The organism is Brucella sp. TWI559, from assembly GCF_039674265.1.
GTDB classification, from domain to species: domain Bacteria; phylum Pseudomonadota; class Alphaproteobacteria; order Rhizobiales; family Rhizobiaceae; genus Brucella; species Brucella chromiisoli.
The window spans coordinates 64,792-90,752 of record NZ_JBDJNE010000011.1; the positions used below are offsets into that span (position 1 = coordinate 64,792).

The window sequence follows — 25,961 nt, forward strand, 5'->3', positions numbered from 1 at the left end:
AAATGACCAGTCAAGACCGCACCGCACAGGCCGGAGGCTTTGCTATGCGTGATCAAACCAGAAACAGCTCTGCTGGGGATCGCTCCACGCGCGCGCGTCTGGCAATTATTGGTCTGGCGATCGTGCTTTGTCTGACAGCACTTTTCAGCCTGACAGCCGGGGCTTCTGATGCCTCCGTTATGACTGTTCTTCATGCTCTTGTTTATGGTGCGCCCGAAAGCATTGAAGCATTCCGGCGCGATCATATGATCATCATGGAAATACGTCTGCCACGTATCCTCATGGGAATGCTGGTCGGGGCGGGACTTGCTGTTTCTGGTGCCGTTATGCAGGGTTTATTCCGCAATCCCCTTGCGGATCCCGGTCTCGTCGGTGTTTCTGCCGGTGCCAGTCTTGGCGCTGTATCGATGATCGTGCTTGGCGGAACAATGCTTGCGCCGCTTTACCTTCTTCTTGGTCTTTATGCGCTCCCCATGGCGGCATTTGTTGGAGGGCTTGCCAGTACGCTACTTTTATATCGTGTCGCGACCCGGCGCGGGCGCACATCCGTCGCGACCATGTTGCTTGCTGGCATCGCGCTCGGCGCGCTGGCCGGTGCTGCCACAGGCGCGCTTATCTACATTTCCGATGATCGCCAGTTACGCGATCTAACGTTCTGGGGGCTTGGTTCACTGGCTGGTGCGACATGGGGTAAAATTGGCACTGCCGGCCCTATTATTGCGGTTGTGCTTGTTGCAACGCCGTTTCTTGCGCGCGGACTTAACGCGCTGGCACTGGGGGAGGCGACTGCCGGTCACCTTGGAATTCCGGTTCAGCGCATCAAGAATGTCGCGATTGTGACGGTGGCCGCTGCAACGGGTGCAACAGTCGCCATATCGGGTGGTATTGGTTTTGTCGGCATTGTTGTTCCCCATATGCTGCGTCTGAGCATCGGGCCGGATCACCGTTATCTATTGCCCGCATCGGCACTTTTAGGCGCGATCCTGCTGCTGCTGGCAGATGCTGTGAGCCGTACGATTGTTGCGCCTGCCGAATTGCCGATTGGTATCATTACAGCCGTTTGTGGCGCACCATTTTTCCTCTGGATATTGCTGCGTCAGCGCGGCGTTCTGGATCTGTGAGGCCCTGATATGATAGAGACTAAAAATTTAAGCGTTTCCATCGGCAGCAAGAAAATTATCGAAAATATCAATTTTGTTGCTCATCCGGGGGCGGTGACAGCTATTGTCGGCCCCAATGGCTCCGGTAAAACTACGCTGTTGCGTGCGCTCTCAGGTGATCTGCCCTATACAGGCTCAGCCTTTCTTGACGGCGAGGATTTTTCCAAAATCAAGCCATGGCGCATGGCAGCACGCCGCGCCGTGCTCCCGCAGGCCAGTGCATTATCATTTCCTTTTACTGTGCGTGAGATTGTGCATATCGGATTGACGGGTGGTTTCAGTGGCGTGAGCGGCGCCGAACAGGAGAGGTTGCCTGATCTTGCCTTGCAAAAGGTTGATCTTTCAGGCTTTAGCGGCAGGCTTTATCAGGAGCTTTCGGGGGGAGAACAACAGCGCGTACAGCTTGCACGCGTATTGTGTCAGGTCTGGAAACCGGTTGTGGACGGAAAACCACGCTATCTGTTTCTGGACGAGCCGATTTCGAGTCTTGATATAAAGCATCAGATCACAGTCATGGAGATCGCTCGTGAATTTGCAGCGTCTGGCGGCGGCGTTATCGCCATTCTCCACGATCTCAATCTGACTGCCATGTTTGCAGACAGTATTGCAGTCATGCATAAGGGCATGCTCGATACGATTGATACACCGCAGCAGGCTTTGACCGATGATCGATTGGAGCGCGTTTATGAATGTTCGCTGCGCGTTGGCGTTCCGCCTGTGAAGGGTGTTCCGTTCGTGCTGCCGCAATCGGCCTATTCGGCGACCATATAAAACGTTTTCCAACAAAAAAGCTGAAAACCATGATGATTTTCAGCTTTTTATGTCGTCATTTTGAGCGTTTAGCTCGCAATCCGCTCGGCAGTCTCAAGGTCTTCATCAAGACCGAGCAGAGCGCGGACATTCGGGCGCGCTTTGACCAGATCGTCTATGCTGTACTTCATCAGCACGCCAAAGAAAGCATTCAACGCTTCACGCAATGCAGAATTAAGACCACAGCTATCCACGAGTGGGCACTCCGCGGCATCGTTTTCAAAGCATTCTGCCATCGCAAAATTTTCTTCTGTGACGCGCACGACATCGAACAGAGAAATATCCTTCGCCTCACGCCCCAGACGTACACCGCCATTGCGGCCGCGCACTGTTTCCACCAGCTTGTTCTCGACAAGCGGTTGCAAAATCTTGAAGAGAAACAATTCCGAAACGCCGTAAGCACGGGCGATTTCTGGAACGCGGCTCAGTTTGCCTTCGTTGGCAGCGCAATACATAAGCATGCGAATGGCATAATTTGTCTGACGAGTAAGACGCATCAACTATTCCTTTCAACGCATCCTCAAGTGTTCCATATTGATGTCTCAATCGGAAAACTCTGCTTTTGGTTAAGCCACAATCCCGCCCGGATGCCCGGAATTTCTGGGATATGCGCCAAGCGAATGCATTTGCCTCGAATCCACTTTAGAACTATTCTTAAAATATATGAAGTGCTTTATCACCTTTAAAGGGCAAAAAACATTTCATTACGCCATTTTGATGCCGACATTTTCGATGTCGGCGTTTCATCATTGGCAGACATCGACCCATTCGGCTGAAACAAGCTCGGCTATTTTGAGAGGGGATATCCTGACGGCACTGTTGGTCGCCCCGGCAGCGGGAACAACTTCATCAAAATTTTTGAGCGATAAATCGCAATAAACCGGCATTTCCCGTGGCAATCCGAAAGGGCAGACACCTCCAACCGGATGGCTGGTTTCTATCAGCACAGTTTCAGCGTCCAACATGCGTGGCTTGGTTCCGAACTGGTCCTTGAATTTGCGATTATCGATACGCGCATCTCCGCGGGTAACGATAAGGATAGTTTTGTCTTTTGTCGAAAACGAGAGCGTTTTTGCGATCTGGCCCGGCTCCACACCATGTGCTTCCGCAGCAAGTGCGACAGTCGCGGTGCTGGTTGGCAGTTCAATCACTTGGATTTCTGGCGCCTTATTCGCAAAAAAAGCTTTTACTGATTCCAAGCTCATTGGTTCCCTTTTCTTTATGATTTATTTACTCAAATTTAAGCTTCATTCATTCGAAGAGCAAGGTATTGAGTCATTTTCTGGCGAATGACTGCAAGTGGCAGATTGACGCTGCTGTTTGATAACGATAACGAGGCACTCAAATCTGTTTCATGCAGACGCGGAAGAGGGCCGAGCGGTTTAAGGCGCGGGTCTTGAAATTCGGTTATAGCCGTACGCCCTTTTATTCCTCCATATTCAAACTCCCAGAACATATAGCCTTGTCGCGGTCATTATCCGCTTTTGTCCTGCCCTGTCTTCGATCTTGCTACCGAGTTGGGTAGCAAAATGGTAGCAACCGGGTTGCAGCCTCTTCACTTACTATTCTGCTTGTGCGACCGTCTTTTTTCAATCTACAGATGGTGGGTATGAAAGTTGATGCTTTTCCGGGGAAGTGAATGCAGCCATTAGACATTCTATGGGTCGGTTTGGGCGGTGGACTAGGCTCGCTGTTTCGCTGGTGGGTCGGCAAATTGGTTGGCGAAAGCTACAATGGCAAATTTCCCCTCGGAACATTTCTAATCAATGTGAGCGGTGCTTTCGTTATTGGCTTTTTATCGGTGCTGTTCTCAGTGGAATGGTACGATCGCTTTGGAGATGTATTAAAATCTGGCATCTTGACCGGTATCCTCGGCGGTTACACCACATTCAGCTCAATGCAGCTTGATGCGGTCAAGCTGGCTCGCGATCATAATCGTGGCTTGGCAATCGCTTATTTGGTGGGATCGGTTCTCGTCGGATTATCGGCAGCCGCATTTGGCGCGTTGTTAGCAAGCTGGATAGGATGAGGGAAGAACAATGATTAATACAATCATACTCGTCTTTGTCGGTGGCGCGATAGGTGCCATGCTTCGTGAGTTTCTGATGCTAGGCGTACCGGCTCTATCCGATGGTATTCCGGTGTCAATTTTAGTCGCGAATATTGTCGCATCATTTTTGCTTGGCCTGGCCACTGGGCTTTATAAAAAAGGCACTCTCAGCTCAGAGGTCAATACACTGGTCGCTACGGGCATGATGGGTGGGCTTTCCACGTTTTCCAGCTTTGTCTACGGCGCTTACGTTCTTATGTCTGGATCAACGGCGGGACTGGTATCCGCACTCGCTTATTTGGTTCTCAGTATTGTCATCGGTTATTTCGCGGTCCTGCTGGGTCTTCGGATCGGTGACAGAAGCAATTGAACTTGCAGCCCAGCTTAAGCGGAGCCGGTTTTGCCCCTTGGGTTAGGCTTGTCGCAAAGGCTTGGCTTCTGCGCATCCGGTTTCACGATCTGCGATACTCTCATGCAACCCAGCTTTTGGCCGCTGGCGTTCATCCAAAGATTGCCAGTGAAGGGCTCGGATATTCCACAATCGGCATCACGCTTGACCTTTATTCACATGTCATGCTGGGAATGCAGGCAAATGCTGTAGAACAAGTTGACGCCGCTATAAAAGCTGCTAAGAAGTCACTCGCTGAGTGAATGGGTAGCAAATCGGTAGCAATCACTGATTTGAGGCTTTTCTGAAACCGAGAAAAGTACAACCATTGCAAATACTTGGAGGGGTGGCCGAGCGGTTTAAGGCACCGGTCTTGAAAACCGGCGTGCAGGAGACTGTACCGTGGGTTCGAATCCCACCCCCTCCGCCATTAGCATTGATTTCATTGACTTTTTTCAGCTTTTTTATCATTTGTCATTGTAGCGTGTCGCTCGTTTCTGATATTTTGACGCTGGTTATTAGACAAACTCATTTTTGTTAAGTGGCCTTTAAAGGACCTAAAAGGCCGCTTGAATACCCATTAAGCCGGAGCGGCTTCGAAGCATTCTTGAACGTCAGCTGGGATGAAGCCGAAGGCTTCAAGATGCCCCGTCGCATCGCTAATCAATTTGCCGCCGAAAGGACCAAGCGTACGACGCTATGCTCGGCCGCCATCTCCCCCGAACGAATGAAGCACCATTCCAGAAACGGTAAAGATCCCGCTTCGGACTCATCATTGAGATGATTTCTGCTGCCTCCTGTGTAGAACTCTATTCCATAGCCATCCCTCCATATTTGGGAAAATATGGCAACATCAACGTCTGGGGTTAAAAATCTAAACGGGGAAATCAACTTGGGGATAAATCTGATCCTGCGGTTGTAAGCAGAGTTGATCCAAGTAAAGATAACGGTTCGATAAACTCTATATTGATATTTAGTAAATCTTTTAAATTATCAGAACCTCTCAACGTGATCGTTATTTTCTGTGCAATGTCGGAGACGATGTTAATGGTACAGCTATAATCTGCATTTAATGATGTTTTAATATTATTAGAGCGCCCATTGATGATAAAATCACCTTCGCCAAAAGCATCGATAGATTGCACGCTACCATCTCCCAATATGTAGATAGAGCATGGCGATATACCGTCAGCGGCGGCCATTGTCGTAAAGCCGTAAGCTTTAATTCCTGCTGTCCCTACCCGATAAGGGTAAAAGTTTGTCTTGGTGTTCGCAGATTTAGGTAAGTTACCTGTTGTCGACTCTGCAATTACAAAAGGCTGCCAGTCCTCTGGATTGACTGACGTTGTATAGATAGAAAACCTGCCTAAACCGAATTCATCGAGGCGTATGTAATCCTGCTTATCGGTTCCGTTAGGGTCAGCCACAACAGCCCCATTTGTAGCTGTTATGCTCAATGAAGCGCCGGGTGGACCAAAAACAGTGCCCGTGTTCATGGTAAGTAGGTAGGGACATGATTGACTTGATCTAGGAGGGGCGCCGTTAGTCACAGAAATCTGCAATTGATCAATGTCGCCCCAGACGATCTGTGCGTTGGTCATGCTGGACGCATATTCACCGCCTCCGGACCATAAGCTGACCTTATAGCTCGCATAACCAGTACCAAAATTCTCTAAAATAATAATATTATTCAAAGGTATTTGCACGTCCACATATTTGTCAGCCACATTTTGTGAATCAACAGTTACCGGTTTTGTGAAGTATGAGGCGGGTACGTCGTTTCCATACATATCTGTCCCTCTCCAGGAGAAGGTAACTATATCACCCGTTGCCATTTCGCTATAAAATGCGCGCATTGTGACACCATTGGATTTTATAGCTGATTGAATTCCAATTATATTATATGGATAATCCGGGAACACTGGGGCTGGATAATAATTGCAGCTAGAGTTCTTAACCAGAATTGGCACGTATGGAGAGTACGACGCATTCGTTGAATAATCTATCGCTGTATAGTATACATTGTAATTACCGTTTGGTATATTGTCTATACTGAAGTTAAAATACATTGGACCCTGTGTTGGTCCATCTAGCACTATGTATGGTGGGGATGCTATTTCTCCAAATAGCACTCTTACATTGTCGCCAGTGCTTATATTATAATAAGGCTTCACTATAACCACTATATTGTCTTGCGGTAAATTTTTTATATCAATTGTGCCGTTTACACTTTGCGGTAATTCGGGAGGGAAGAGTCTCGTGTCCAGTGATATTATTTTTTCCATTGGGTTTTCCATAAACAAATTATATTGTTACATTAAAAATTAGATCAATGACGAGAAATTCGCCATCAGGGGATTCATCCAAGGAAATATAAACGCGCTTTTTTCCTGAAGATCGACTAAATATATCAATAGATACTGAAGAGTCACTTTCCAGGTTAATGGCACCATTATAGTTTGGATTTAATATCTCCAAATCCATAGACATAGGATTTACATTAACTTGGGTAATTATTGTCTTTTTTCCAGGTATTATATTGTTGATATACAGAAATATAGAACAGTATGAACCGTCGACGGTCAAAGCGCCGCTTGTATAGTTTATAGCATGGAATCGCCCGGGTCCCCGTCGGTAGGTGTCATAAGATGCCAAAGCGGACACAGGCTCTTTATCCCATACCGTGTCATAGGCTGTAACTTTTAGCGGTGCATAGCTTGAATCACTGTTTCGACAGAGTTGCGCGAAACCATAGCCACGCTCATTAAGTGAGAGTGTGGTAATTTTTCTTCTAAGAGGGTCGCTTAATATATAGCCATCACCGTCCGTATATATTGTGATTGAGTGCGCCGGAATACCCCGTACGGTAACAAGATCGTTGGCAAGTGTTATATTATGTATCCCATCCACGCAGGCGGCTCCTTGTGTGGATGATATAGATAAATAACTATTTGTATTATTTTTTTCTATAAAACTGTATGACATCGTAATGGTTGCCTTATTTTTTTAATATATATATAATAGTGATATTTTTTTATTTAATATTATAGATGTATTGCGTTCTTAAAATGCCATTGTATTTCTGATTACTTTGTATATTTACGAAGTGTTGTTTTGGATGCAAAATATATTATTTAGTTGTTTTTTGTAATATCATTCGGATATTCTGTTGTATATATTAATATGATATTGTGATAAAAAATTTACTTCCGTTAAAAATTGAAATTTTATTTAATATTGAAAATATTTATTATATATAGTTATTTTATAAATCAACTTGGTATTGATGACAGTCGAAATTTGTCTTTTTAATTGATGCGGAGCAGTAAATTTCTACGGTAATCAAACCTTGTTCAAAATAGGGTTTGACGATTTAGACAGGCTTCAGCCAAATTGATTGGAAACCTTAAAATGCCTCAGCTATTTGTTAATTTGGTAAACATCTGTGAGCTAAAGATGTTTTGCTTCCTGTAAGCTATTGGGTTTCGTGGTGGGTTGAGCTGTTAGCCACAGGCTGAAGTCAGACGGTGTAAAACAGGTCTTCAGCAGTGCTATTGCTTTGCGCAAATTGTGACACTCAGAAAATCACGGTTGAACGTCATGTTCTATCTTCTGCCTGCTCCAGCCAGTAAAAATTGCGCGGAAAACTCTAATCATAAACGGTGCAGTTTTAAGAGGGCAGAGCAAAATTTTGGCACTGCATGCCGTTTCCGCAGAGCATAAGTCCTGCCGCAGTGAAACGAGTATTGATAAGATTATGCTTCCAGTAAAAGGATTCAGAGCGAGTTCATATCTGATTCAATCAGATCTGAACTCGCTGCACAATTGCGTCCGAATACAACGTTTTATTGAACTTGTTGAAATTTTTCCAACAGGCCAGAAACTATATATCCGAGCATCTTAAACGGTTGGATTGTTATTAGGCCTTCTTGCGCTTACGGCCAGAGACAAAAACAACAAGACCGGCAACGAGGCCATACATTGCCCATTTGAATGGCAGCACGTCGGCCGTTTCGCTGCGGATTGGAAGAACGGTTACGGTGCCCGGACGGCTTTCGAAACCGGCTTTACCTTCGGCCTTCGCCTGTTCGATCTGCTGGGGGGAGACGACCCATTCTGCGCCGCGGGACTTGTCGTAAAACATGAAGCCACAACCGACGATAACGGCCACGACGAGTGCAAGAATAAGGCGGGGAGCTGTCTTCATTTTCATTCCTTAATATTGTCAGGCGAATGGCATCAACTTTTTGGCCGATGCGGCTATAAGCCGACGGGGTTCATAAGCAATCACGCCTGTCCCGTCTATTATTTAGAGAGGCCTTGTGGAGAACTGCCGCTTTCCCAATAGGGAACGGGTCCATAAAGGTCAGCCAGATAATCGATGAAAAGTCTCACTTTTGCCGGCAGGAATTGCTTGGAGGGGTACACAGCATGAACAGCGACATTGCGCGATGCGGCATATTCTGGCAGCACTTGCACCAGCTTACCCGTGGCAAGGTCGGGACCGATGTCCCATGTTGAACGCTGTGCGATGCCAAGGCCAGCAAGCACGGCCTCGCGCACCAATTCGCTCGAATTGGTTTGTAACGGGCCTTGCGGGCGAATGGTGATCGGTCCTTTTGGTCCTTCCAGCCGCCACGGATCATTATTATGCGGAGCGAGGCAGATATGCGCGTGTAGATCCTCAATTTTTTCGGGCATGCCACGTTCGGCAATATAGTGCGGCGAAGCCACCAATATACGCCGCACGGGTGCCAGACGACGCGCAACGAGGGTCGAATCTGACAATTCGCCAATACGAATCGCAAGATCATAGCCATCGCCGACAATATCCGCCATTTCATCAGAGAGCTGCATATTGACGGTGAGGTCTGCATTGGCACGCATGAACGGCACCAGATAGGGGGCAATATGCATGCGTCCGAATGTGGTGGGGGCCGAGATTTTCAAGGTGCCGCGCGCATTGGCCGAGCGCCGCGCCACAAAAGCTTCCGCTTCTTCGATGTTGGACAGAATGGCCAGCACACGCTCATGATAACCGTGCCCTGCTTCAGTCAATGCAATCTGGCGGGTCGTTCTTTGTAAAAGGCGCGTGCCAAGGCGCTCTTCAAGACGGCCCAGCCGTTTGGAAACAACCGCTGGTGACAGCCCGAGATCGCGTGCGGCTGCCGACATGCTTCCGGTTGCGACAACGCGTGCGAAAATCTCCATATCGGCCAGACTGCTCATCATGATAGTTTCCAATTCTTCCCGGCAGATATTCTTGTGACTCATCTAGCCGAGGCGCGTGAGAGATCGCAAGGCGATTATGCCGCAGCGTAAAAACTGTTTCGCTATTTTCTGATTGGTAAAATATTATTACCACTTCATCAAGGCATAGTATAAAAAGACTGGGGAGGCGGAGTATCACATGAGCGGATTGATTATGCCAAAGCCGAGCGCTGCAGTTCTTGGCCGGCGGGAGCAGATTGTTGCCGATCTCCGGAGAATCGTGCCGGGCGAGGGGGTTGTCGATGCAACGAATGCTATGCGGGTGTTTGAGACCGATGGTCTGACCGCGCATCGTACCTTGCCGCTTGTGGTGGTTCTGCCTGAGACGGTCGAACAGGTGTCGCAGATTCTGCGCTATTGCTATGAGAATGAAATTCGCGTTGTGCCGCGCGGTGCTGGCACATCGCTGTCGGGTGGTTCGATGCCGCTGGCCGATGCGGTTCTTCTGGTCATGTCGCGTTTTAACCGTATTCTGGAAATCGATTATCCCAATCGTGTGGCCGTGGTGCAGCCGGGCGTGACCAATCTTGGTATTACAAAGGCCGTCGAACATGAGGGGTATTATTATGCGCCTGATCCGTCGTCGCAGATTGCCTGTTCCATCGGCGGCAATGTCGCGGAAAATGCGGGTGGTGTGCATTGCCTGAAATATGGGCTTACGGCCAATAATCTGCTCGGCATTGAAATGGTGCTGATCACAGGCGAAGTTTTGCGACTTGGCGGCAAGCACCTCGATAGTGAGGGCTATGATCTACTGGGCCTTATGACTGGGTCGGAAGGCCTGCTGGGTGTTGTAACGGAAATCAGCGTTCGCATTCTGCAAAAGCCCGAAACGGCACGGGCCGTGATGATTGGCTTTCCCTCAAGCGAGCAGGCGGGTCAATGTGTGGCCGATATTATTGGCGCTGGCATCATCCCCGGCGGCATGGAAATGATGGATCGTCCTGCCATTCAGGCTGCGGAAGATTTTGTCCGTGTTGGCTATCCGCTGGATGTTGAGGCGTTGCTGATTGTCGAACTGGATGGTCCACCAGTCGAGGTTAATCATCTGATTGGCGCAGTCGAAAGCATTGCACTTAAAAATGGTTCGACCACGTGCACGCTTTCGCAATCAGAAGAGCAACGGCTGGCTTTCTGGGCCGGGCGCAAGGCAGCGTTCCCGGCGGTCGGGCGCATCTCGCCGGATTATCTTTGCATGGATGGAACGATCCCGCGCAAGGAATTGCCGCGTGTGCTGTCCGGTATGCGCGATCTGTCGGAAAAATATGGGCTTCGGGTCGCCAATGTTTTTCATGCGGGGGACGGTAATCTGCATCCGCTGATCCTTTATGATGCCAATGTTCCCGGTGAATTGCAGGCTGCGGAAGATTTTGGTGCGGATATTTTGCGGCTTTGCGTGAAGGTTGGTGGAGTGCTGACCGGCGAGCATGGCGTGGGCATCGAAAAGCGAGACCTGATGCCGGTTATGTTCAATGAGATTGATCTTGATCAGCAGATGCGGGTCAAATGTGCGTTTGATGCCAAGCACTTGCTCAATCCGGGCAAGGTCTTCCCGCAATTGCGCCGTTGCGCTGAACTTGGCCGTATGCATGTGCATCGCGGCGAGCTGGCCTTCCCTGATGTTCCCCGTTTCTGAGCTGTGGTTTTGATGATGAATGACATGAATATACTCAAACCACAGGATGAAAAAGGTGTCGTTGAAGCCGTGCAATGGGCTTTGACAGGGGCCAGTTCGCTTGAAATTATTGGTCGTGGCAGCAAGCGCGCTATCGGTCGACCAATGGCAACAGCTGCGGTGCTGGATGTTTCCGGGTTAACCGGTGTCACGCTTTATGAACCCAACGAACTGGTGCTTAGCGCCAAGGCCGGAACGTCCATAGCCCAGATTGAGACGCTTTTGGCCGATAACAAGCAGTGCTTTCACTTTGAGCCGATGGATTATGGCCCCCTGCTTGGTGGCCAAGCGGGGCAGGGCACCATTGGCGGTGTGTTGGCCGCAAATCTGTCGGGGCCACGTCGGTTGAAGGCGGGAGCCGCACGCGATCATATCTTGGGCGTGCGGGTTGTTTCAGGGCACGGAGAGTTGTTTAAATCCGGCGGACGCGTGGTCAAGAATGTCACCGGTTATGATTTGTCAAAGGGCATGGCCAATTCGTGGGGAACGCTCGGCGTTGCGACCGAAGTCACCTTCAAAGTGCTGCCAGCGCCTGAAACTGTGGCAACGCTTGCCGTGCGCGGGCTGGATGATGAAACTGCAACCCGTGTGATGGCTCTGGCAATGGGATCACGCGAGGAGGTGGCATCTGCGGCCCATTTGCCGCCCACTGTCGCCAATCGGTTTCTTGATGGCAAGCTCGGCTGGGAAGCTGCAACAATCTTGCGCCTTGAAGGCTTTGCACCATCGGTAAAACACCGTTGCAGCCAATTGCAGGCATTGCTGGGGCGTGGCATTACCATCGATTTGCTGGATGATAGTCCGTCGCGTCAGCTTTGGCGCGAGGTACGCGATGTGTTGCCTTTTGTGAAGGATGGCGATCAACGCGCAGTCTGGCGTGTGTCGATGGCACCGATGCAAGGCTGGAAAATGGTGGATGCGTTCCGCCGTTATGCGGGTGCGGATGCTTATTATGACTGGCAGGGCGGGCTGATCTGGTTGCGGATGGAAGCGGAAGCGGAGGCTCAGATTTTGCGGGCGCTGATTGCCAGACATGGCGGAGGGCATGCAACGCTGGTACGTGCACCGGAACGTCTGCGAACCAATATCGATGTATTCGAGCCGCAACCTGCTGCACTTGCAGCACTTTCACAGCGGCTGAAACATCAGTTTGACCCGGAGAATATTCTTAATCCGGGACGTATTTACCCAGAGCAGGCGGGAGTGTGAACCATGCAGACCCAATTCACGCCAGAGCAATTGCTCGATCCCGGTGTCAATGAGGCAGAAAAAATCCTGCGTAAATGCGTCCATTGCGGGTTCTGTACAGCGACGTGTCCGACTTATGTGACGTTAGGCAATGAACTCGATAGTCCGCGCGGACGCATCTATCTGATCAAGGATATGCTGGAGAATAATCGTCCGGCTGACGAAGAAGTCGTGCGCCATGTTGACCGCTGCCTTTCCTGCTTGTCCTGCATGACAACCTGTCCCTCAGGCGTCAATTATATGCATCTGATTGATCACGCGCGTGCGCATATCGAAAAGACCTATCAGCGGCCATTTATGAATCGCTTTCTGCGTGGCATTCTTGCGCAGATTTTGCCTTATCCGGCGCGTTTTCGTGCGGCTTTGCTGCTTGCAAGGCTGGGGCGTCCCTTTGCCTCGCTGTTTGGCAAAAGCGATACGTTAAAGCCCATCGCTGCCATGCTGGAACTCGCCCCCAGAAGTTTGCCTGCAAAGCGCAAAATTGAAACTATGAGTGCTGCAAAGGGGGAAAAGCGGGGCCGGGTTGCAATCCTCAATGGCTGCGCGCAGCCAGTCCTCAACCCCGGCATTCATGCGGCGACCCTGCGTTTGCTTAACCGGCTTGGTATTGAAGTCATCACACCAAAAGGTGAAGGATGCTGTGGTTCGCTTGTGCATCATATGGGACGTGAGGAACAGGCCCTTAATCAGGCACGGCACAATGTCGATGTCTGGACGCGTGAAATTGATGCCGGTGGCCTTGATGCCATCATTGTCACCACATCAGGTTGCGGCACAACCATCAAGGATTATGGCTATATGCTGCGGCTTGATCCTGCCTACAAGGACAGGGCGGCAAAGGTTTCTGCACTGGCAAAAGACGTAACCGAATATCTGGCTTCAATCGAAATGCCAATACCGTCAAAACTTGCGAATTTGAACGTTGCCTATCATTCGGCCTGCTCAATGCAGCACGGTCAAAAGGTGGTGCGTCAGCCAAAAGATCTGCTGTTAAAGGCAGGGTTCACGGTGCGCGAGCCTTTGGAGGGGCATCTTTGCTGTGGTTCGGCAGGCACTTACAATATCATGCAGCCGGAAATTGCGACAAAGCTTCGCGACCGCAAGGTCAAAAATATCGAGGCCACTGGTGCCGATTTGATTGCCACAGGAAATATTGGCTGCATGACGCAGATCGCCACCGGCAGCCAGTTGCCGATTGTGCATACAATAGAGTTGCTTGATTGGGCCTATGGTGGACCAAAGCCCGCCGCACTTTCAGCTGCCGGATTTCACTGAGCTGATATAATGCAGCGGGAAGCCTTTAAACCCCTTGGTTTCTTTCAGAACGAAGGTCGTCTGCATTTCCTTGATGCGGGGCAGGCGGCGTAGCGTTGACATGGCAAAATCGGCATAGGTGTCGAGATCATGTGACACAACCTGTAGCAGAAAATCGGCGTCGCCGGCGATACTGTAACAGGCGATGACTTCATTAATCCCCATCAGCTCGGCAGCAAACTGTTCGGCTTCCGCTTCGCTGTGGCTGTCTATCTTGATGCGTACAAAAGCCATCACGCCAAGGCCGATGGACTTGCGGTCAAGCGTTGCACGATAACCAGCAATCACGCCATCCTCTTCCAGCTTGCGCACTTTTCGCCAGCTCGGAGAGGTGGACATGCCAATCTTATCGGCCAGAGCCTGATTGGTCAGGCGTCCATCCTCCTGCAATGCATCCAGAATCCTGACATCGGAAGGGTCGAGCACGGTCATAATAATCTACCTAAATTTTACGTTTTTCTGACAGCATCTACCATATTCTTTAATTCATGAGCATAGATAGACAGGATTGCCCTGTGGATGCGGTGTATTTCTCGTTGAGAAATATCTGCCACAGGGGGTTCTCATGCAAGAAGATTTACGCATCGCAATCATTATCAACCCGGAACTGCCATTGGGCCTGCTGGCCAATACGGTTGGCGCTGTCTCTATTGGTCTTGGTGCCAGGTTACCGTTTATCGCAGCCCGGCAACTGATTGATAAGACAGGCATCGTTATTGATATCAGTTCAGATCGGCCTGTTCCGATTCTTCAGGCTGATACAGACACAATTCGAGCCATTTTGTTGAAGGCGGCAACTAATGAACAACGGCAGGCTGTGGTTGCTTTTCCAGCCTTTGCCCGTCCGCTGCATATCTATGCTGAATATGAAGCGGCTTTGCCGCAAAAGGAGCTTGCGACAGAAATCATTGACGGCCTGGGGCTTGCAGGTCCGGCAAAGTGGGTGCGCTCACTTACCGGCAGTCTGAAGCTTCTGCGCTAGAGTATTTCTAGCAAAAGTGCGAAGCGGTGTTGCGTGGGATAGTGCGTGAAAGCAAACAAATAGAACATTACCAATGATTTAATCAAAACTGGAAATATTCTAGACGAGAATCTTTGATAGCCAGAGAACACAAGCAAGGATCGGCGTCTGTGTTTATAACCGGATGACTGAACTTGGTCGGCAAAATCCCAGCGCACTGCATGAAACAGGTCGTAAATAGAATCATATCGCCCTAGTTGGATCCATGCAACGCGGTTGGTCGCGCAGATGGTCGCCGAACATTAACCTTCCATCTTCAGGACGCCGCCGCCGTGCGAGTGTTCGAAAACCGGACGCGCCAACGTCGAGCGCGCCGTGTCTTGTCAGACGAACCTGAAAATTAATCAAACTCTTTCAATCAGTTGACAGAATTTCTCTGGCTGCGCCGCTGCGTGGAAGGGAACTTGCTTCTCTTGCCACATGGGACAGATGGTCCGGTATCGCGGGGAGGAGCCCGCCGCGTGCCGCGACCGCAAAGCCCGGCGCGAAGAACGCGCCGAACGGGCCGCAAGGTCGGCCTGACAGGAACGGGAGGAGAAATGCGCGATGGCGTTGCAAATCAACATCGATAATGGCGGCACACTGACCGACGTGTGCATCATGTCGGATGGCGGTGTAAAGAAAACCAAGGTTCTGACCACCCCTTACGATCTTTCAAAGTGCTTCTTCGAAGGGCTGCAAAAGGCATCCGAAGTGGTTTATGGCGCGGCGGATGTAAAGAGGCTTCTCGAAGAGGTCGATCTCATCCGCTATTCCACAACGCAAGGCACCAACGCCATTTGCGAGCGCAAGGGGCCGAAGCTGGGTCTTATTCTCGACAGCGGTTCGACGATGCTTCCTGCGGCGTTGAAGGCGCACGATCCCGAGGTGTTCGAGGCGTTGGTGGGCGACCGTGTCAGCTTCATCGATCTTGCCAAGCTTGATGCGCCAGAAGCGGAGGTGGAGGTCGTCAAGGTCATCAACCAGCTCGCGGCGAGGGGCGCGAACCGCCTGGTTATCGCACTTGGTGGTGCGGGATTCCTCGAGGCTGAAGAGCGGGTGAAGAAGATCGTGCTGCGTAAATATCCGCGCCATCTTCTGGGGGCCGTTCCGGTTCTCTATACGTCGGATCTTACCTCCGACCGCAATCCGGGTCGCCGCGCCTGGTCGGCGCTTATCAATTCCTTTCTGCATCCTTCGATGGAAGCCTTCCTCTACAACGCCGAAAATCGGTTGAGGGAGTTTCGCACCAAGAATCCGCTGCTGATCTTCCGTAATGACGGCGATGCCTCGCGCGTGGCGAAGACGGTGGCGATCAAGACCTATTCGTCGGGTCCACGTGGCGGCATGGAGGGCGTTAAGGCTTTTTCCGCGCTCTACGGTTTCCGTGATGCTGTGTCTATTGATGTTGGCGGGACCACAACCGACATTGGCCAGTGCACGGACGGCAAGGTTGCCGAAATCCGGCGTGGTCACGTCGAGGGTATCAGTGTTTCCTTCCCGCTTTGCGAGATTATGAGCGCGGGCGCGGGCGGCAGTTCTATCTTCAAGGTCAAGGACGGCAAGATCGCCATCGGTCCTGAAAGCGTTGGCGCCCTGCCGGGGCCAGCCTGTTTTGGACGCGGCGGCAAAGAGGCGACGATCACCGATGCGAGCCTGCTCGCTGGCCTGTTCGATCCGACTTCCTATTTCGGCGGCGGCATGGGGCTGGATCTCGCCCGCGCCGAAGCGGCCGTTCTCAGCAATATCGCCGAGCCGCTGGGTGTCGATCTTGATACGGCGATCCTTGCCATGTCGGATGCCTTTGAAGCGAAGATTGCCGAGGAACTGCACCGCTTCACGCGGATCGGACCGGACACGGTGATGCTCGCCTTCGGAGGTGCTGGACCGCTCAATGCCTGCGGTGTGGCCGAGAAGGCAGGCATCCGACGGGTTGCCGTGCCAGCTATGGCGGCGGTGTTTTCCGCCTATGGTATAGGCTCCTGCGATGTTTCGCAGGGCTATGCGGCAATGCTTGAGGATCGCTCGACGGCAGGGCTCGCCACAGCCCTCGACGCGCTGAAGCGCAAGGCCGCCCGCGACATGTTCGCCGAAGGCTTCGAGGAGGGCAGCTATGTGGTCTCGGCCCGTCTCGTCACCGAGATTCCGGAGGGCGAGAAGGTCTTCCCGCTGGGCGACAAGCCCGAGTTCCCAGCCGCGCTGGCAAGCGCTTCAACGGTCGAACTGGAACTGACTGCGGTGAAAAGCCTGCGTCAGGACGAGACGCGCCACGTCGGCTTCCCGCGTAAGGCCGAGGCGAAAGCCGATGGCCAGCGCAAGGTTCTGGTGGCTGGCAAGGGCCGCATTGAGTTGCCGGTCTATCGCCTCGCTTCGATGGCGCCGGGCGATTATGCCGCCGGTCCCGCCATTCTTGAGGAGGATTATTTTACCGCCCGCGTGCCAGCGGGTTGGGGCCTCGTCGTCTCGGAGGCGGGAGACATCATTTTGGAACGGGAGGACTGAGCATATGAAAATTCCGATGACCGAATATCTTCGCATCGACCTTGAGACGGAGAAATGGGAATGCCGGGTCTGCGATCACGAGATCGCCCCCGCTGAGGGCAACTACAAGGAAGGGCTGTTGGTTCATAACCGCGATCCGCGCGAGATCCATCCGCCAATCATCGACCCGGATCGCTACCGTTTCACCTTCAGCCCGGACCCGGAATGGGTACGCATCCTTGAATTCTGCTGCCCGAACTGCGGCACACAGGTGGAAACGGAATACGCTATTCCTGGCCATCCGCCGTTGCACGACATGCAGGTCGATGTGCCTGCGCTGAAGGCCCAATGGGCGAAGCGCGGCCCGGACATGCTGCCGGATGCCGGCCCCGCCGTTGTTCCCGGACGCGGCCACGGCCACTGATGTGAGCGCCCCGCACAATGGGGTGCGGGGGGCAGAATATTTTAAAGGGCGCGCTTGCCGGGGAGGGCGGCGCGGTCCCCTTGAGAAAGATAGGGAGCGAGAATGAAACGCGTATCCGTTGATATCGGCGGCACCTTCACCGACTGCTTTGTCGTCTGGGGCCAGCAATATATCGAGACCAAGGCGCTGACCACGCATCACAATCTGGCCATGGGTTTCAACGAGGCCCTCGGCAAGGCCTGCTCGGTGCTGGGGCTGGAACTGGAGCAGATCCTGCAATCAGTGGATAGCGTGCGCTATGCCACCACGCTCGGCACCAACGCGCTGATCGAGCACAAAGGGCCGAAGATCGGCATGCTGGTGACAGCGGGTTACGAGGCAACTGTGCCGCTCAGCCGCGCCCGTGGCTATGGTGAAGGTCTCGACAATCTCGGCCAGCAGGACATGCCAAACGCCCAGCGTCCCGATCCGCTGGTCGAGCCGCATATGATCCGAGGTATCCGTGAGCGGCTTGATTTCCAGGGCGAGCTTGTCATGCCGCTGGATGAGGAAGACGTGCGCCGCCAGCTCCGTGAGCTGGTGGATCGTGGCGCGCAGATCATCGTCGTCGCGCTGGTCAATGCCGTGGTGAACCCGGAGCACGAGCAGCGCATCGAGGAGATTGTGCTTGAGGAATATCCCTCACATCTGCTTGGCGCCATTCCGGTGATCCTGTCGCATCAGGTGGCTGGGCGAAAGGGCGAATATGTGCGCGCCACCTCTGCCATCGTCGACGGCTATCTGCATTCGACCATGTACCACGCGCTTTCGGCGCTGGAGCAGAACCTGCGCACACACAAATACGAAAGGCCGATGCTGGTCATCCACAATTCCGGCGGCATGGCCCAGCTCAACTCCACCGATGCGCTCCAGACCATCCACTCCGGTCCAGTCTCGGGCATCGGTGCGTCCGAGCATCTTGCCCTGCAGGCAAGCCTTGGCAATGTCATTGCCACCGATATGGGCGGTACGTCCTACGACATCGGCATTGTCGTCGAAGGCGGGGTGAAACACTACGACTTCAATCCGGTCATCGACCGGTGGCTGGTGTCGGTGCCGATGGTCCATCTCGTCACGCTCGGTGCTGGCGGTGGTTCCATCGCTTCTTACGATCGCATGTACAAGACGGTAAAATGCGGCCCGGAAAGCGCCGGCTCTGATCCAGGCCCCGCCTGCTATGACCGTGGCGGTCTGCGTCCGACCGTGACCGATGCCGACCTTCTGCTCGGCTATCTTGATGCAGCCAATTATGCCGGTGGCTCGATCCCGCTCAATCCGCGCCGCGCCAAGGCGGCCATCGAGGATACGCTGTGCGATGAACTTGATTGTTCGGTCATTGAGGCAGCGAAGCTGATCCGCGAGAAGGTGGACGACAACATGGCAAACGGCCTCTTCACTGAGCTGCGAGCCAGGGGGTACGACCCTAAGGACTTCACCATGCTGGCCTATGGTGGCAACGGGCCGCTGCATTGCTGCGGTATCGCACAGAATCTCAATATTGACAATATTCTGGCGCCGCCGCTCTCGTCGGTGTTCTCAGCGGTTGGCGCTGGCAATATGCACCAGCTCCATATCCATGAACAGTCGCTCTACATGGTGCTCTACGACAGCAACACGCGCCACATCTTCGACGATTATGCTCGTTTCAACGCCATAGTCGCTGAGTTGAAGGAAAAGGGCCGTCAGGACCTGCTGCGTCAGGGGGTGCCGCTGGAAGACATCCGTCATGATTTGGAACTGGACATGCGCTACGGCAACCAGCTCGTGCAGACCACGGCGGTTATTCCCAAACATGAGGTGTTCGGGCCGGGGGATGTCCTGTCGATCATCTCGCAGTTCTCGGCCGACTACGGCAAGCGTTTCGGCGAAGGCTCGCAGGCACCGGAAGCGGGCATCCGCATCAATACGATCCGCGTCGCTACCTATGCCCGCCATGAGACGGTCCAGTTCGAGGACATCAAGCCCGTTCCGAAGCCCGAGCGCAAAGCGCCACCTGCGCCCTCAAGTCATCGCACTTGTCATTTTGTCGGTCATGACGGGCCATTCGAAACACCGGTCTGGGCGCGCAAGGATCTGGAACCCGGCATCGAAATCGCTGGTCCGGCGATTGTCGCCTCGGAGGTCACGACTTTCCTCGTCAATCCCGGATGGACCTATGTGACGGCGAAGCAAGGGGCTTCTTGGTTTCTGCGCAACGAAAGCGCCGTCACCCGCCACTGAAAGGCCAGCCCGGCGCAGGAGGAGCGCCGGGCCTAACGCCCAACCCGACTGGAGGAGAATTCCATGAACAAGATCGACATACGGGCCAAGACGCCCTCACTCGAAGAGATGAACCTCATCAAGAAGTTTCTCGACGACACCACGCTGTTCCTCGGACCCGATCCGGAGATCATGCAGAACCACGACCTGATGCCGCGCACCGCGCAGGAAAATGAGGCCATCGCAAAGGTCTCCGACAGCCACATCGTCGCCAAGATCCGCGACCGCATCCAGTCTGGCTGCGATGAAGGCTATGAGATGGTTGAGCAGATGGGGGCGGCCCCCGGCGCCAAGTGGGGTGACGTCATCACGGGTGTCTATTCTGCGTCCGGGGACCTTGCCATCGCCTCGGCGGGCGGCGTGCTGATCTTCTCGGCGCTCGTTCACCACCCGATCAAGTTCATTATCAAGAACTGGATGAACGATCCAACGGTGGGAGTGAAAGAGGGCGACGGCTTCATCCACAACGACAGCCGTTATGGCAATGTCCACAACACCGACCAGTCGATGATCCTGCCGATCTTCCATAAGGGCAAGCTGGTCTGCTGGGTCGCGTCGACTGTGCACGAAGGCGAAAACGGCGCCATCGAACCGGGGGGCATGCCTTCTATGGCTGAAAGCCCGTCCGACGAGGGGCTGAAGATGTCACCTTTCAAGGTGGTCGAAAACTATCAGATCAAGCGTGACATTCTCACCTTCTTACAAAATTCGGTACGTGAACCAAAGCTGCAATATGAGGACATGAAGGTGAAGCTCTTCGCCTGTCTGCGCATCAAGCAGCGCCTTGAAGAGACGCTCAACTCCGACGGGCCGGAAGCGCTGGTCTCGACCCTGCGTCTGACGATGGAAAATGTTCGCGCCGAAGTAAAACGCCGCATTTCCGAATGGCCGGACATGACGGTGAGAACCTATATCATCCAGGATTCGACACTGCGTGAAAACTGCGTGGTCAAGATCAATTGCAAGCTGACCAAGACCGGCGACCGGCTGATCTTCGACTTCCGGGGATCGTCGCCGGAATTCACCAACCGCGCGACGAACACCATCGTCGCCGGGCTGAAGGGCATGCTGGCGCAGGTCTTCCTGTGCTACGTCTGGCCTGACTTGCCGCGCGGGCAGGCGGCTTTCGCGCCAATTGAGGTCATCACCGACCCGCATTCGATCGTCAATTGCTCCTATGACGCGCCAAATTCACAGTCGCTGATGTCGATCTTCACCGGCTTCACCGCAGGCCAGCATGCGGTGGCGAAGTTTCTGTATTCCTGCCCGGCGAAGTACACTAAGGTTCACGCCCCGACCTTCAACATGATCAACACCTTCATCTGGGGCGGGGTTAGCCAGCACGGCGAAACGCTCGGCAATCTCTGCGCTGATCTGAACGGCATGGGCGGCGGCGCGCGGGTGGACCGTGACGGCGAGCACGCGTTGGCGCCGATCTTTGCCACTATGGCCGATATCGGCGAACAGGAGCTGAACGAGGAGGAAGTGCCCTTCCTCCAGCTGGTTTCCAAGAAGATGACGCGTGACGCCATCGCGCCCGGCAAATATCGCGGCGGCCAGGGCTACACGATGATGGTTGCCACCAAAGACAGCGAGCAGTGGGGCTTCATGACTACCGCTGAGGGCGCCAAGATCCCGCCGCTTCAGGGTCTGTTCGGTGGTTATGCCTGCGGCACCTATCCGCTGTGCAAAGTGCAGGATGTTGACGTTTACGACGTGCTGCTGAACGAGCCGGAGAAGTTCCGTCATTCGATTGAGGAGATCATGAACGAGCGGCCCTTCGACGGGGCGAAATATACCACTCATCATATGGGTATGGGTTTCGACATCTCGAAGCGGGGCGAGCTTTACATGATCAGTCAGGGCGCGGGTGCAGGCTATGGCGACTTGCTTGAACGCGATCCGGTCGGCGTCATCCGCGATATCGAGGAAGGTCTCATGTCGCCGGAGGTGGCGGCCCGGATCTACAAGGTAGTCTTTGATCCGGTGACGCTGGCTATTGATTTTGATGCAACGGAGAAAGCGCGAGCCGACGAGCGTAAGGCGCGCATCGCCCGCTCTGTACCGTATTCGGAGTTCGTCAAGGGGTGGAACAAGCCGAAGCCGCCAGCCCATCTCCAGTATTTCGGTTGCTGGGGCGATGACGTTGGCACGCTCTATATGGGCTCTCCGGAAAAGACCCGGCGCGGTGATGAGCCGAGGCCGAACTATATGACACATCCTAAGGATGTGCGCATTGCCGAGCTGGAGTCGCGTTTGGCCGCCCTTGGCGCGATGGGGGGCGAAAAGCAATGAGCACAAGCCTTGCGGATATGCTGCCCGGAGGACCGGGCGCAAACCGTCTGCGGGTCTGGCTGGAGTCGTCGGGCTATGCCCGGCGGCTCCTTCTGGGTCCTGAGGGAGACCCTTGGGCGGAAGGGGCGGCGAAATATCTCTCCTTTTTTTCACAGGCGCGCGGCCTTTTGCGTGATGATGTCGCCGTTGTTCCCGTCGGCGATCTTTACCGGTCATGGATTGCGCGTCATCCGGGGCTGGCCATGGAGATGGCCGCCAAGAAGCGCGCAACCTTTCCGCTCCGCCGCATGTTGGAGGAGGAGGGGCCGCGCAAGCTTCTGGATGAGGTGGCGGAGGCGGTGGCCGCCAATCTTCAGGGACAGGTTCCCATGGTTCTCGCCATGCCGTCGCCTGCTGTCTGGCTCGACGAGGCGCAGCGCATGGTCGGGCGTGAACCCGAAGAGCGCGACGATGACGCAGTAGAGGATGCTGCGATGTATATCGCCGATTTCGTCCGCTGCGTTGCCGCGCGGCCGGTTGGTGGCCTGCTGATTGAGGAGGCCGAAACAGAGCCCGGTCCGGCGGATCGCTATGCGCCGGTGTTCAATGCCGCCCGCCACTATCGTTGGGCTGTGGTTGGGCGCGGCGTTCGTCCGGGTCAGGAAACCCTGTTCGATGCGGTGATCGGCGGCGGCGATGGAGTGCAAGGTCAGGACGTCAGTGATCCGCTCTTTGCCGGTGGTGATCTGCCGGAAGGTGGCGCTACGCAATTCCGCTATGCCCGTATTCCGCCCTGCCATCCGCCAGAAGCCGTGCTCGACGCGCTGGTGCGGATGCGCGCCTGACGTTTCCTCAAGCGTCACGCGCATAGGAAAGCCGGGGCCGCAAGGTCCCGGCTTTCCTGTGTTTGCACCGGCTTATCAGTCGACGATGGTTGCTTGAGTGGCGGCGCGAAGCTCAGCCTCGCTGATGCCATCTGCAAGCTCGACGATCTTCAAGCCGCCTTCGACCACGTCGAGCACGCCGAGATTGGTGATGATCCGGTCCACGACCTGTGTGCCTGTAAGCGGCAGAGTGCACGCCTTCAGGACCTTGGGTTCGCCTTCCTTGTTGGCGTGATCCATCAGCACGACCACGCGACCGACACCGGCGACGAGATCCATCGCCCCGCCCATGCCTTTGGCAAGCTTGCCGGGGATCATCCAGTTGGCGAGGTCGCCGGTTTCGCTGACCTCCATTGCCCCGAGGATCGCCATGGCGATCTTGCCGCCGCGGATCATGGCAAAAGATGTGGCTGAATCGAAATAGGCCGTGTTCGGCATTTCCGAAACCGTCTGCTTGCCTGCATTGATGAGATCGGCATCCTCCTCGCCCGCATAGGGGAAAGGTCCGATGCCAAGCATTCCATTTTCCGATTGCAGCGTCACCGAGACGCCTTCGGGAATGAAGTTCGGCACCAAGGTCGGAATGCCGATGCCGAGATTGACATAGGTCCCATCGACAAGTTCGAGCGCGGCGCGTGCCGCCATCTGATTGCGGTCCCAGGCCATCAAGCATCCTCCCTCTGACGAACCGTGCGTTTTTCAATGCGCTTTTCGTGTCCCCCCTGAATGAGGCGGTGCACATAAACGCCGGGCAAATGGATGTAATCGGGATTAAGGCTGCCGGTCGGCACGATTTCCTCGACCTCCATCACGCATACCTTGCCGCACATCGCCGCTGGTGCGTTGAAATTGCGCGCTGTCTTGCGGAATATGGCGTTTCCGGCTTCATCCGCTTTCCAGGCTTTGACGATGGCGAGATCGGCGACCAAACCCCGTTCCAGAATATAGGTCTCACCGTCGAATTGCTTGTGCGCCTTGCCTTCGGCGATCACTGTGCCGACGCCGGTTTTCGTGTAGAAGCCGGGAATACCGGCACCGCCAGCGCGCATGCGCTCGGCCAGCGTTCCCTGTGGGTTGAACTCAATTTCCAGTTCGCCAGCGAGATATTGCCGCATGAATTCGGCGTTCTCGCCCACGTAGGAGGCAATCATCCGGCGGATCTGCCGGGTGTCGAGCAGCTTGCCAAGACCGAAATGATCAACCCCACAATTATTGGAGGCAACAATGATGTCCTTCACACCGCTTTCGACCAGCGCATCAATGAGATTTTCCGGAATGCCGCACAGGCCGAAGCCGCCTGCCGCAATGGTCATGCCGTCGAACAGGAGCCCATCAAGCGCCTGCTTTGCCGAGCCATAGATTTTTCTCCCGCTTGCGGGTTGTGTCATGTCTTTCTCCTCTCTTTCATACGATCCGCCGCACCCGGAAACCCCGCCTCGCGGCGACGATTGGCAACGGTCCGGCGTGAAATGCGAATGCCCCTGGCATCGAGAGCCTCGGTTATGTCGGTGTCTGTCAGCGGCCTGTCCTTTGGTTCCGTCGCAATGAGCTGTGCGATCAATGTCGCGATCGCCCGGCCGGGCACACCTCCACCATCGGGGCGCGCCGTGCCGCCGCGCGCGAAGAGGGCCGAGAGCGGCAAAACCCGCACGGGTGTCTCGACCGTCAGGCCGGTTCGGATCCGGCTGACGGTTGTTTCGTGACAGCCGATGGCTGCGGCCACCTCACCATTGGTCAGTGGCTGAAGCCTCGCTGGGCCGTGTTCGAGGAAGTCTTGCTGGACGTCGATGACAAAGGCTGCGACCTCCAGGATCATGTGGTTGCGGCGTTCCACGGTGCGTTCCAGCCAGCGCGCCTGTGCAAGTGCGTGTGATCCACGCTGCCCGGCCTCAGGGTCGACCGTGATTTTCGGCAGGCTCTCGCGGTTGAGCGTGACCTGCCACCCACCGCTCTTGTCGCGTTTTATCAAGAGGTCCGGCGGGCGGCGAAAATCCGATGGCGTTTCGAAGCGTGCGCCCGGCTTGGGGTCGAGGCGGCGCAGCTTGGTAACCATCGCGCCGAGCTGCTCGGCATTCACGCCGCACTGATCGGCAAGCGCTGCCATGTCGCCGCGCGCCAGCAGCGGAAGATGGGCGAGAAGTCTTCGCATCGGTTCGGTCAATGCACCCTGATCGGCGATTTGCAGGCCGAGGCATTCGCTGAGAGAGCGGGCGAAGAGCCCGGCCGGCTCCATCTCCTGAAGACGCGCCAGCACTTGCGCTGCCTCGGCAGGGGAGCAGATGGCACGTGCTGCTATGCCCTCTACCTCCATGCCAAGCCAGCCGCTTGGCTCCAGTGCCTCGGCGAAGGCGAGGGCGATGGTGCGTTCCCGCGGGGTACGGAACAGAAGCCCGATCTGGGTGGTGACGTGGCCATAGAGGCTGGCGGCTGGCGTAGCCACCCGTTCGCTTTCCCCTTCCGCCGCGCTGAACGGGGAGGGACGCCAGCGCGGCGGACCGCTGCCGGTCTTCGGCGCGGGAAAGGGGAGTTCTATCCGCAGGCAGGGATTGGTCGCCGCCTCCTGGGCCAAGGCGCCAGCAAGTTCCGCATTGTCCATCTGGAGCATAATCATGGCGCGCTGCATGACCTGCGTCATGCGCAACGAAGCGGTTTGCCTCAAGGCTATTGCGTTTATGCCGCGCATC

At 54.3% G+C, this 25,961-nt stretch carries 24 protein-coding genes and 1 tRNA gene; 15 read left to right on the plus strand and 10 right to left on the minus strand.

The genetic code is table 11. The features are described from left to right. The first annotated feature begins 2 nt into the window (after positions 1–2). Both ABE530_RS14120 and ABE530_RS14125 read left to right on the plus strand, forming a co-directional pair. A complete protein-coding gene (locus tag ABE530_RS14120) occupies positions 3–1,121 on the plus strand; it encodes a FecCD family ABC transporter permease (RefSeq protein WP_499694912.1) in 1,119 nt (372 codons plus the stop codon). 9 nt (positions 1,122–1,130) lie between these two features. Then, entirely contained in the window at positions 1,131–1,931 is an 801-nt protein-coding gene (locus tag ABE530_RS14125) for a heme ABC transporter ATP-binding protein (RefSeq protein ID WP_499694913.1), read from the plus strand. Between the two features lie 68 nt (positions 1,932–1,999). Here the strand turns inward: ABE530_RS14125 and rirA are convergent, their stop codons facing one another. Both rirA and ABE530_RS14135 read right to left on the minus strand, forming a co-directional pair. Then, complete coding sequence (gene rirA, locus ABE530_RS14130) at positions 2,000–2,467, minus strand: iron-responsive transcriptional regulator RirA (protein WP_265983952.1); 468 nt, start codon at positions 2,465–2,467, stop codon at positions 2,000–2,002. 249 nt (positions 2,468–2,716) lie between these two features. Next, entirely contained in the window at positions 2,717–3,175 is a 459-nt protein-coding gene (locus ABE530_RS14135) for a YbaK/EbsC family protein (protein WP_265983953.1), read from the minus strand. Between the two features lie 434 nt (positions 3,176–3,609). Here ABE530_RS14135 and crcB point away from each other — a divergent pair, with 434 nt between their 5' ends. From crcB to ABE530_RS14155, 4 genes are all read left to right on the plus strand, one after another. After that, positions 3,610–3,999, plus strand: a complete 390-nt coding sequence (gene crcB, locus ABE530_RS14140) for a fluoride efflux transporter CrcB (protein WP_265983954.1) — start codon at positions 3,610–3,612, stop codon at positions 3,997–3,999. A 10-nt stretch (positions 4,000–4,009) separates the two neighbouring features. Continuing rightward, entirely contained in the window at positions 4,010–4,390 is a 381-nt protein-coding gene (locus ABE530_RS14145) for a CrcB family protein (RefSeq protein ID WP_265983955.1), read from the plus strand. Positions 4,391–4,392: 2 nt separating this feature from the next. Further along, a complete protein-coding gene (locus ABE530_RS14150; protein ID WP_499694914.1) occupies positions 4,393–4,671 on the plus strand; it encodes a tyrosine-type recombinase/integrase in 279 nt (92 codons plus the stop codon). A 77-nt stretch (positions 4,672–4,748) separates the two neighbouring features. Then, positions 4,749–4,838 (plus strand) — tRNA-Ser (locus ABE530_RS14155). Between the two features lie 457 nt (positions 4,839–5,295). Here the strand turns inward: ABE530_RS14155 and ABE530_RS14160 are convergent. From ABE530_RS14160 to ABE530_RS14175, 4 genes are all read right to left on the minus strand, one after another. Next, positions 5,296–6,693 (minus strand): hypothetical protein, encoded by a 1,398-nt coding sequence (locus ABE530_RS14160; protein ID WP_499694915.1) that lies wholly within the window; start codon positions 6,691–6,693, stop codon positions 5,296–5,298. A gap of 19 nt (positions 6,694–6,712) precedes the next feature. Further along, on the minus strand, positions 6,713–7,393 hold the full coding sequence (locus ABE530_RS14165; protein ID WP_499694916.1) for a hypothetical protein: 681 nt from the start codon (positions 7,391–7,393) through the stop codon (positions 6,713–6,715). Positions 7,394–8,327: 934 nt separating this feature from the next. Continuing rightward, positions 8,328–8,615 carry a hypothetical protein gene (locus ABE530_RS14170; RefSeq protein WP_499694917.1) on the minus strand — a complete coding sequence of 96 codons (288 nt, stop codon included), beginning with the start codon at positions 8,613–8,615 and terminating at the stop codon, positions 8,328–8,330. A 98-nt stretch (positions 8,616–8,713) separates the two neighbouring features. Further along, entirely contained in the window at positions 8,714–9,640 is a 927-nt protein-coding gene (locus ABE530_RS14175; protein ID WP_499694918.1) for a LysR family transcriptional regulator, read from the minus strand. Positions 9,641–9,818: 178 nt separating this feature from the next. On the opposite strand from ABE530_RS14175, the gene ABE530_RS14180 reads away from it, so the two are divergent. The 3 genes from ABE530_RS14180 to glcF are packed head-to-tail and all read left to right on the plus strand — an operon-like array spanning position 9,819 to position 13,877. After that, a complete protein-coding gene (locus ABE530_RS14180; protein ID WP_499694919.1) occupies positions 9,819–11,315 on the plus strand; it encodes an FAD-linked oxidase C-terminal domain-containing protein in 1,497 nt (498 codons plus the stop codon). Positions 11,316–11,330: 15 nt separating this feature from the next. Then, positions 11,331–12,563 carry a glycolate oxidase subunit GlcE gene (gene glcE / locus ABE530_RS14185; protein ID WP_499694946.1) on the plus strand — a complete coding sequence of 411 codons (1,233 nt, stop codon included), beginning with the start codon at positions 11,331–11,333 and terminating at the stop codon, positions 12,561–12,563. Positions 12,564–12,566: 3 nt separating this feature from the next. Further along, positions 12,567–13,877: a glycolate oxidase subunit GlcF gene (gene glcF / locus ABE530_RS14190; protein WP_499694920.1), complete on the plus strand. Its 1,311-nt coding sequence runs from the start codon at positions 12,567–12,569 to the stop codon at positions 13,875–13,877. Here glcF and ABE530_RS14195 read toward each other — a convergent pair. Beyond that, the gene (locus tag ABE530_RS14195; protein ID WP_499694921.1) at positions 13,857–14,348 is read right to left on the minus strand and encodes an Lrp/AsnC family transcriptional regulator; all 492 of its coding nucleotides are present in this window, start codon (positions 14,346–14,348) and stop codon (positions 13,857–13,859) included. The genes glcF and ABE530_RS14195 overlap by 21 nt on opposite strands. A 133-nt stretch (positions 14,349–14,481) precedes the next feature. Between ABE530_RS14195 and ABE530_RS14200 the strand changes: the two genes are divergently transcribed. The 6 genes from ABE530_RS14200 to ABE530_RS14225 all read left to right on the plus strand — a co-directional run bounded on the left by ABE530_RS14200 (position 14,482) and on the right by ABE530_RS14225 (position 23,238). Beyond that, positions 14,482–14,898, plus strand: a complete 417-nt coding sequence (locus tag ABE530_RS14200) for a DUF2000 domain-containing protein (RefSeq protein ID WP_396997202.1) — start codon at positions 14,482–14,484, stop codon at positions 14,896–14,898. 585 nt (positions 14,899–15,483) lie between these two features. Next, positions 15,484–17,418, plus strand: a complete 1,935-nt coding sequence (locus ABE530_RS14205; RefSeq protein ID WP_499694922.1) for a hydantoinase/oxoprolinase family protein — start codon at positions 15,484–15,486, stop codon at positions 17,416–17,418. 4 nt (positions 17,419–17,422) lie between these two features. Further along, positions 17,423–17,821 carry an acetone carboxylase subunit gamma gene (locus tag ABE530_RS14210; protein WP_147179462.1) on the plus strand — a complete coding sequence of 133 codons (399 nt, stop codon included), beginning with the start codon at positions 17,423–17,425 and terminating at the stop codon, positions 17,819–17,821. Between the two features lie 102 nt (positions 17,822–17,923). After that, positions 17,924–20,080, plus strand: a complete 2,157-nt coding sequence (locus tag ABE530_RS14215) for a hydantoinase/oxoprolinase family protein (RefSeq protein ID WP_499694923.1) — start codon at positions 17,924–17,926, stop codon at positions 20,078–20,080. A gap of 63 nt (positions 20,081–20,143) precedes the next feature. Next, positions 20,144–22,414 carry a hydantoinase B/oxoprolinase family protein gene (locus tag ABE530_RS14220; RefSeq protein ID WP_265986279.1) on the plus strand — a complete coding sequence of 757 codons (2,271 nt, stop codon included), beginning with the start codon at positions 20,144–20,146 and terminating at the stop codon, positions 22,412–22,414. Next, a complete protein-coding gene (locus tag ABE530_RS14225; RefSeq protein WP_499694924.1) occupies positions 22,411–23,238 on the plus strand; it encodes a hypothetical protein in 828 nt (275 codons plus the stop codon). Before ABE530_RS14220 ends, ABE530_RS14225 begins: the two co-directional genes overlap by 4 nt. A 75-nt stretch (positions 23,239–23,313) precedes the next feature. Here ABE530_RS14225 and ABE530_RS14230 read toward each other — a convergent pair whose 3' ends face one another. Genes ABE530_RS14230 through rpoN form a run of 3 tightly spaced genes read right to left on the minus strand, consistent with a single transcriptional unit; the run spans position 23,314 to position 25,960 of the window. After that, a complete protein-coding gene (locus tag ABE530_RS14230; protein WP_499694947.1) occupies positions 23,314–23,943 on the minus strand; it encodes a 3-oxoacid CoA-transferase subunit B in 630 nt (209 codons plus the stop codon). Further along, positions 23,943–24,665, minus strand: coding sequence for a CoA transferase subunit A (locus ABE530_RS14235; protein WP_499694925.1), 723 nt, complete (start codon positions 24,663–24,665; stop codon positions 23,943–23,945). The genes ABE530_RS14230 and ABE530_RS14235 overlap by 1 nt, the downstream gene beginning before the upstream one ends. Beyond that, positions 24,662–25,960, minus strand: a complete 1,299-nt coding sequence (gene rpoN, locus ABE530_RS14240; RefSeq protein WP_499694926.1) for an RNA polymerase factor sigma-54 — start codon at positions 25,958–25,960, stop codon at positions 24,662–24,664. The genes ABE530_RS14235 and rpoN overlap by 4 nt, the downstream gene beginning before the upstream one ends. Position 25,961: the final 1 nt, after the last annotated feature.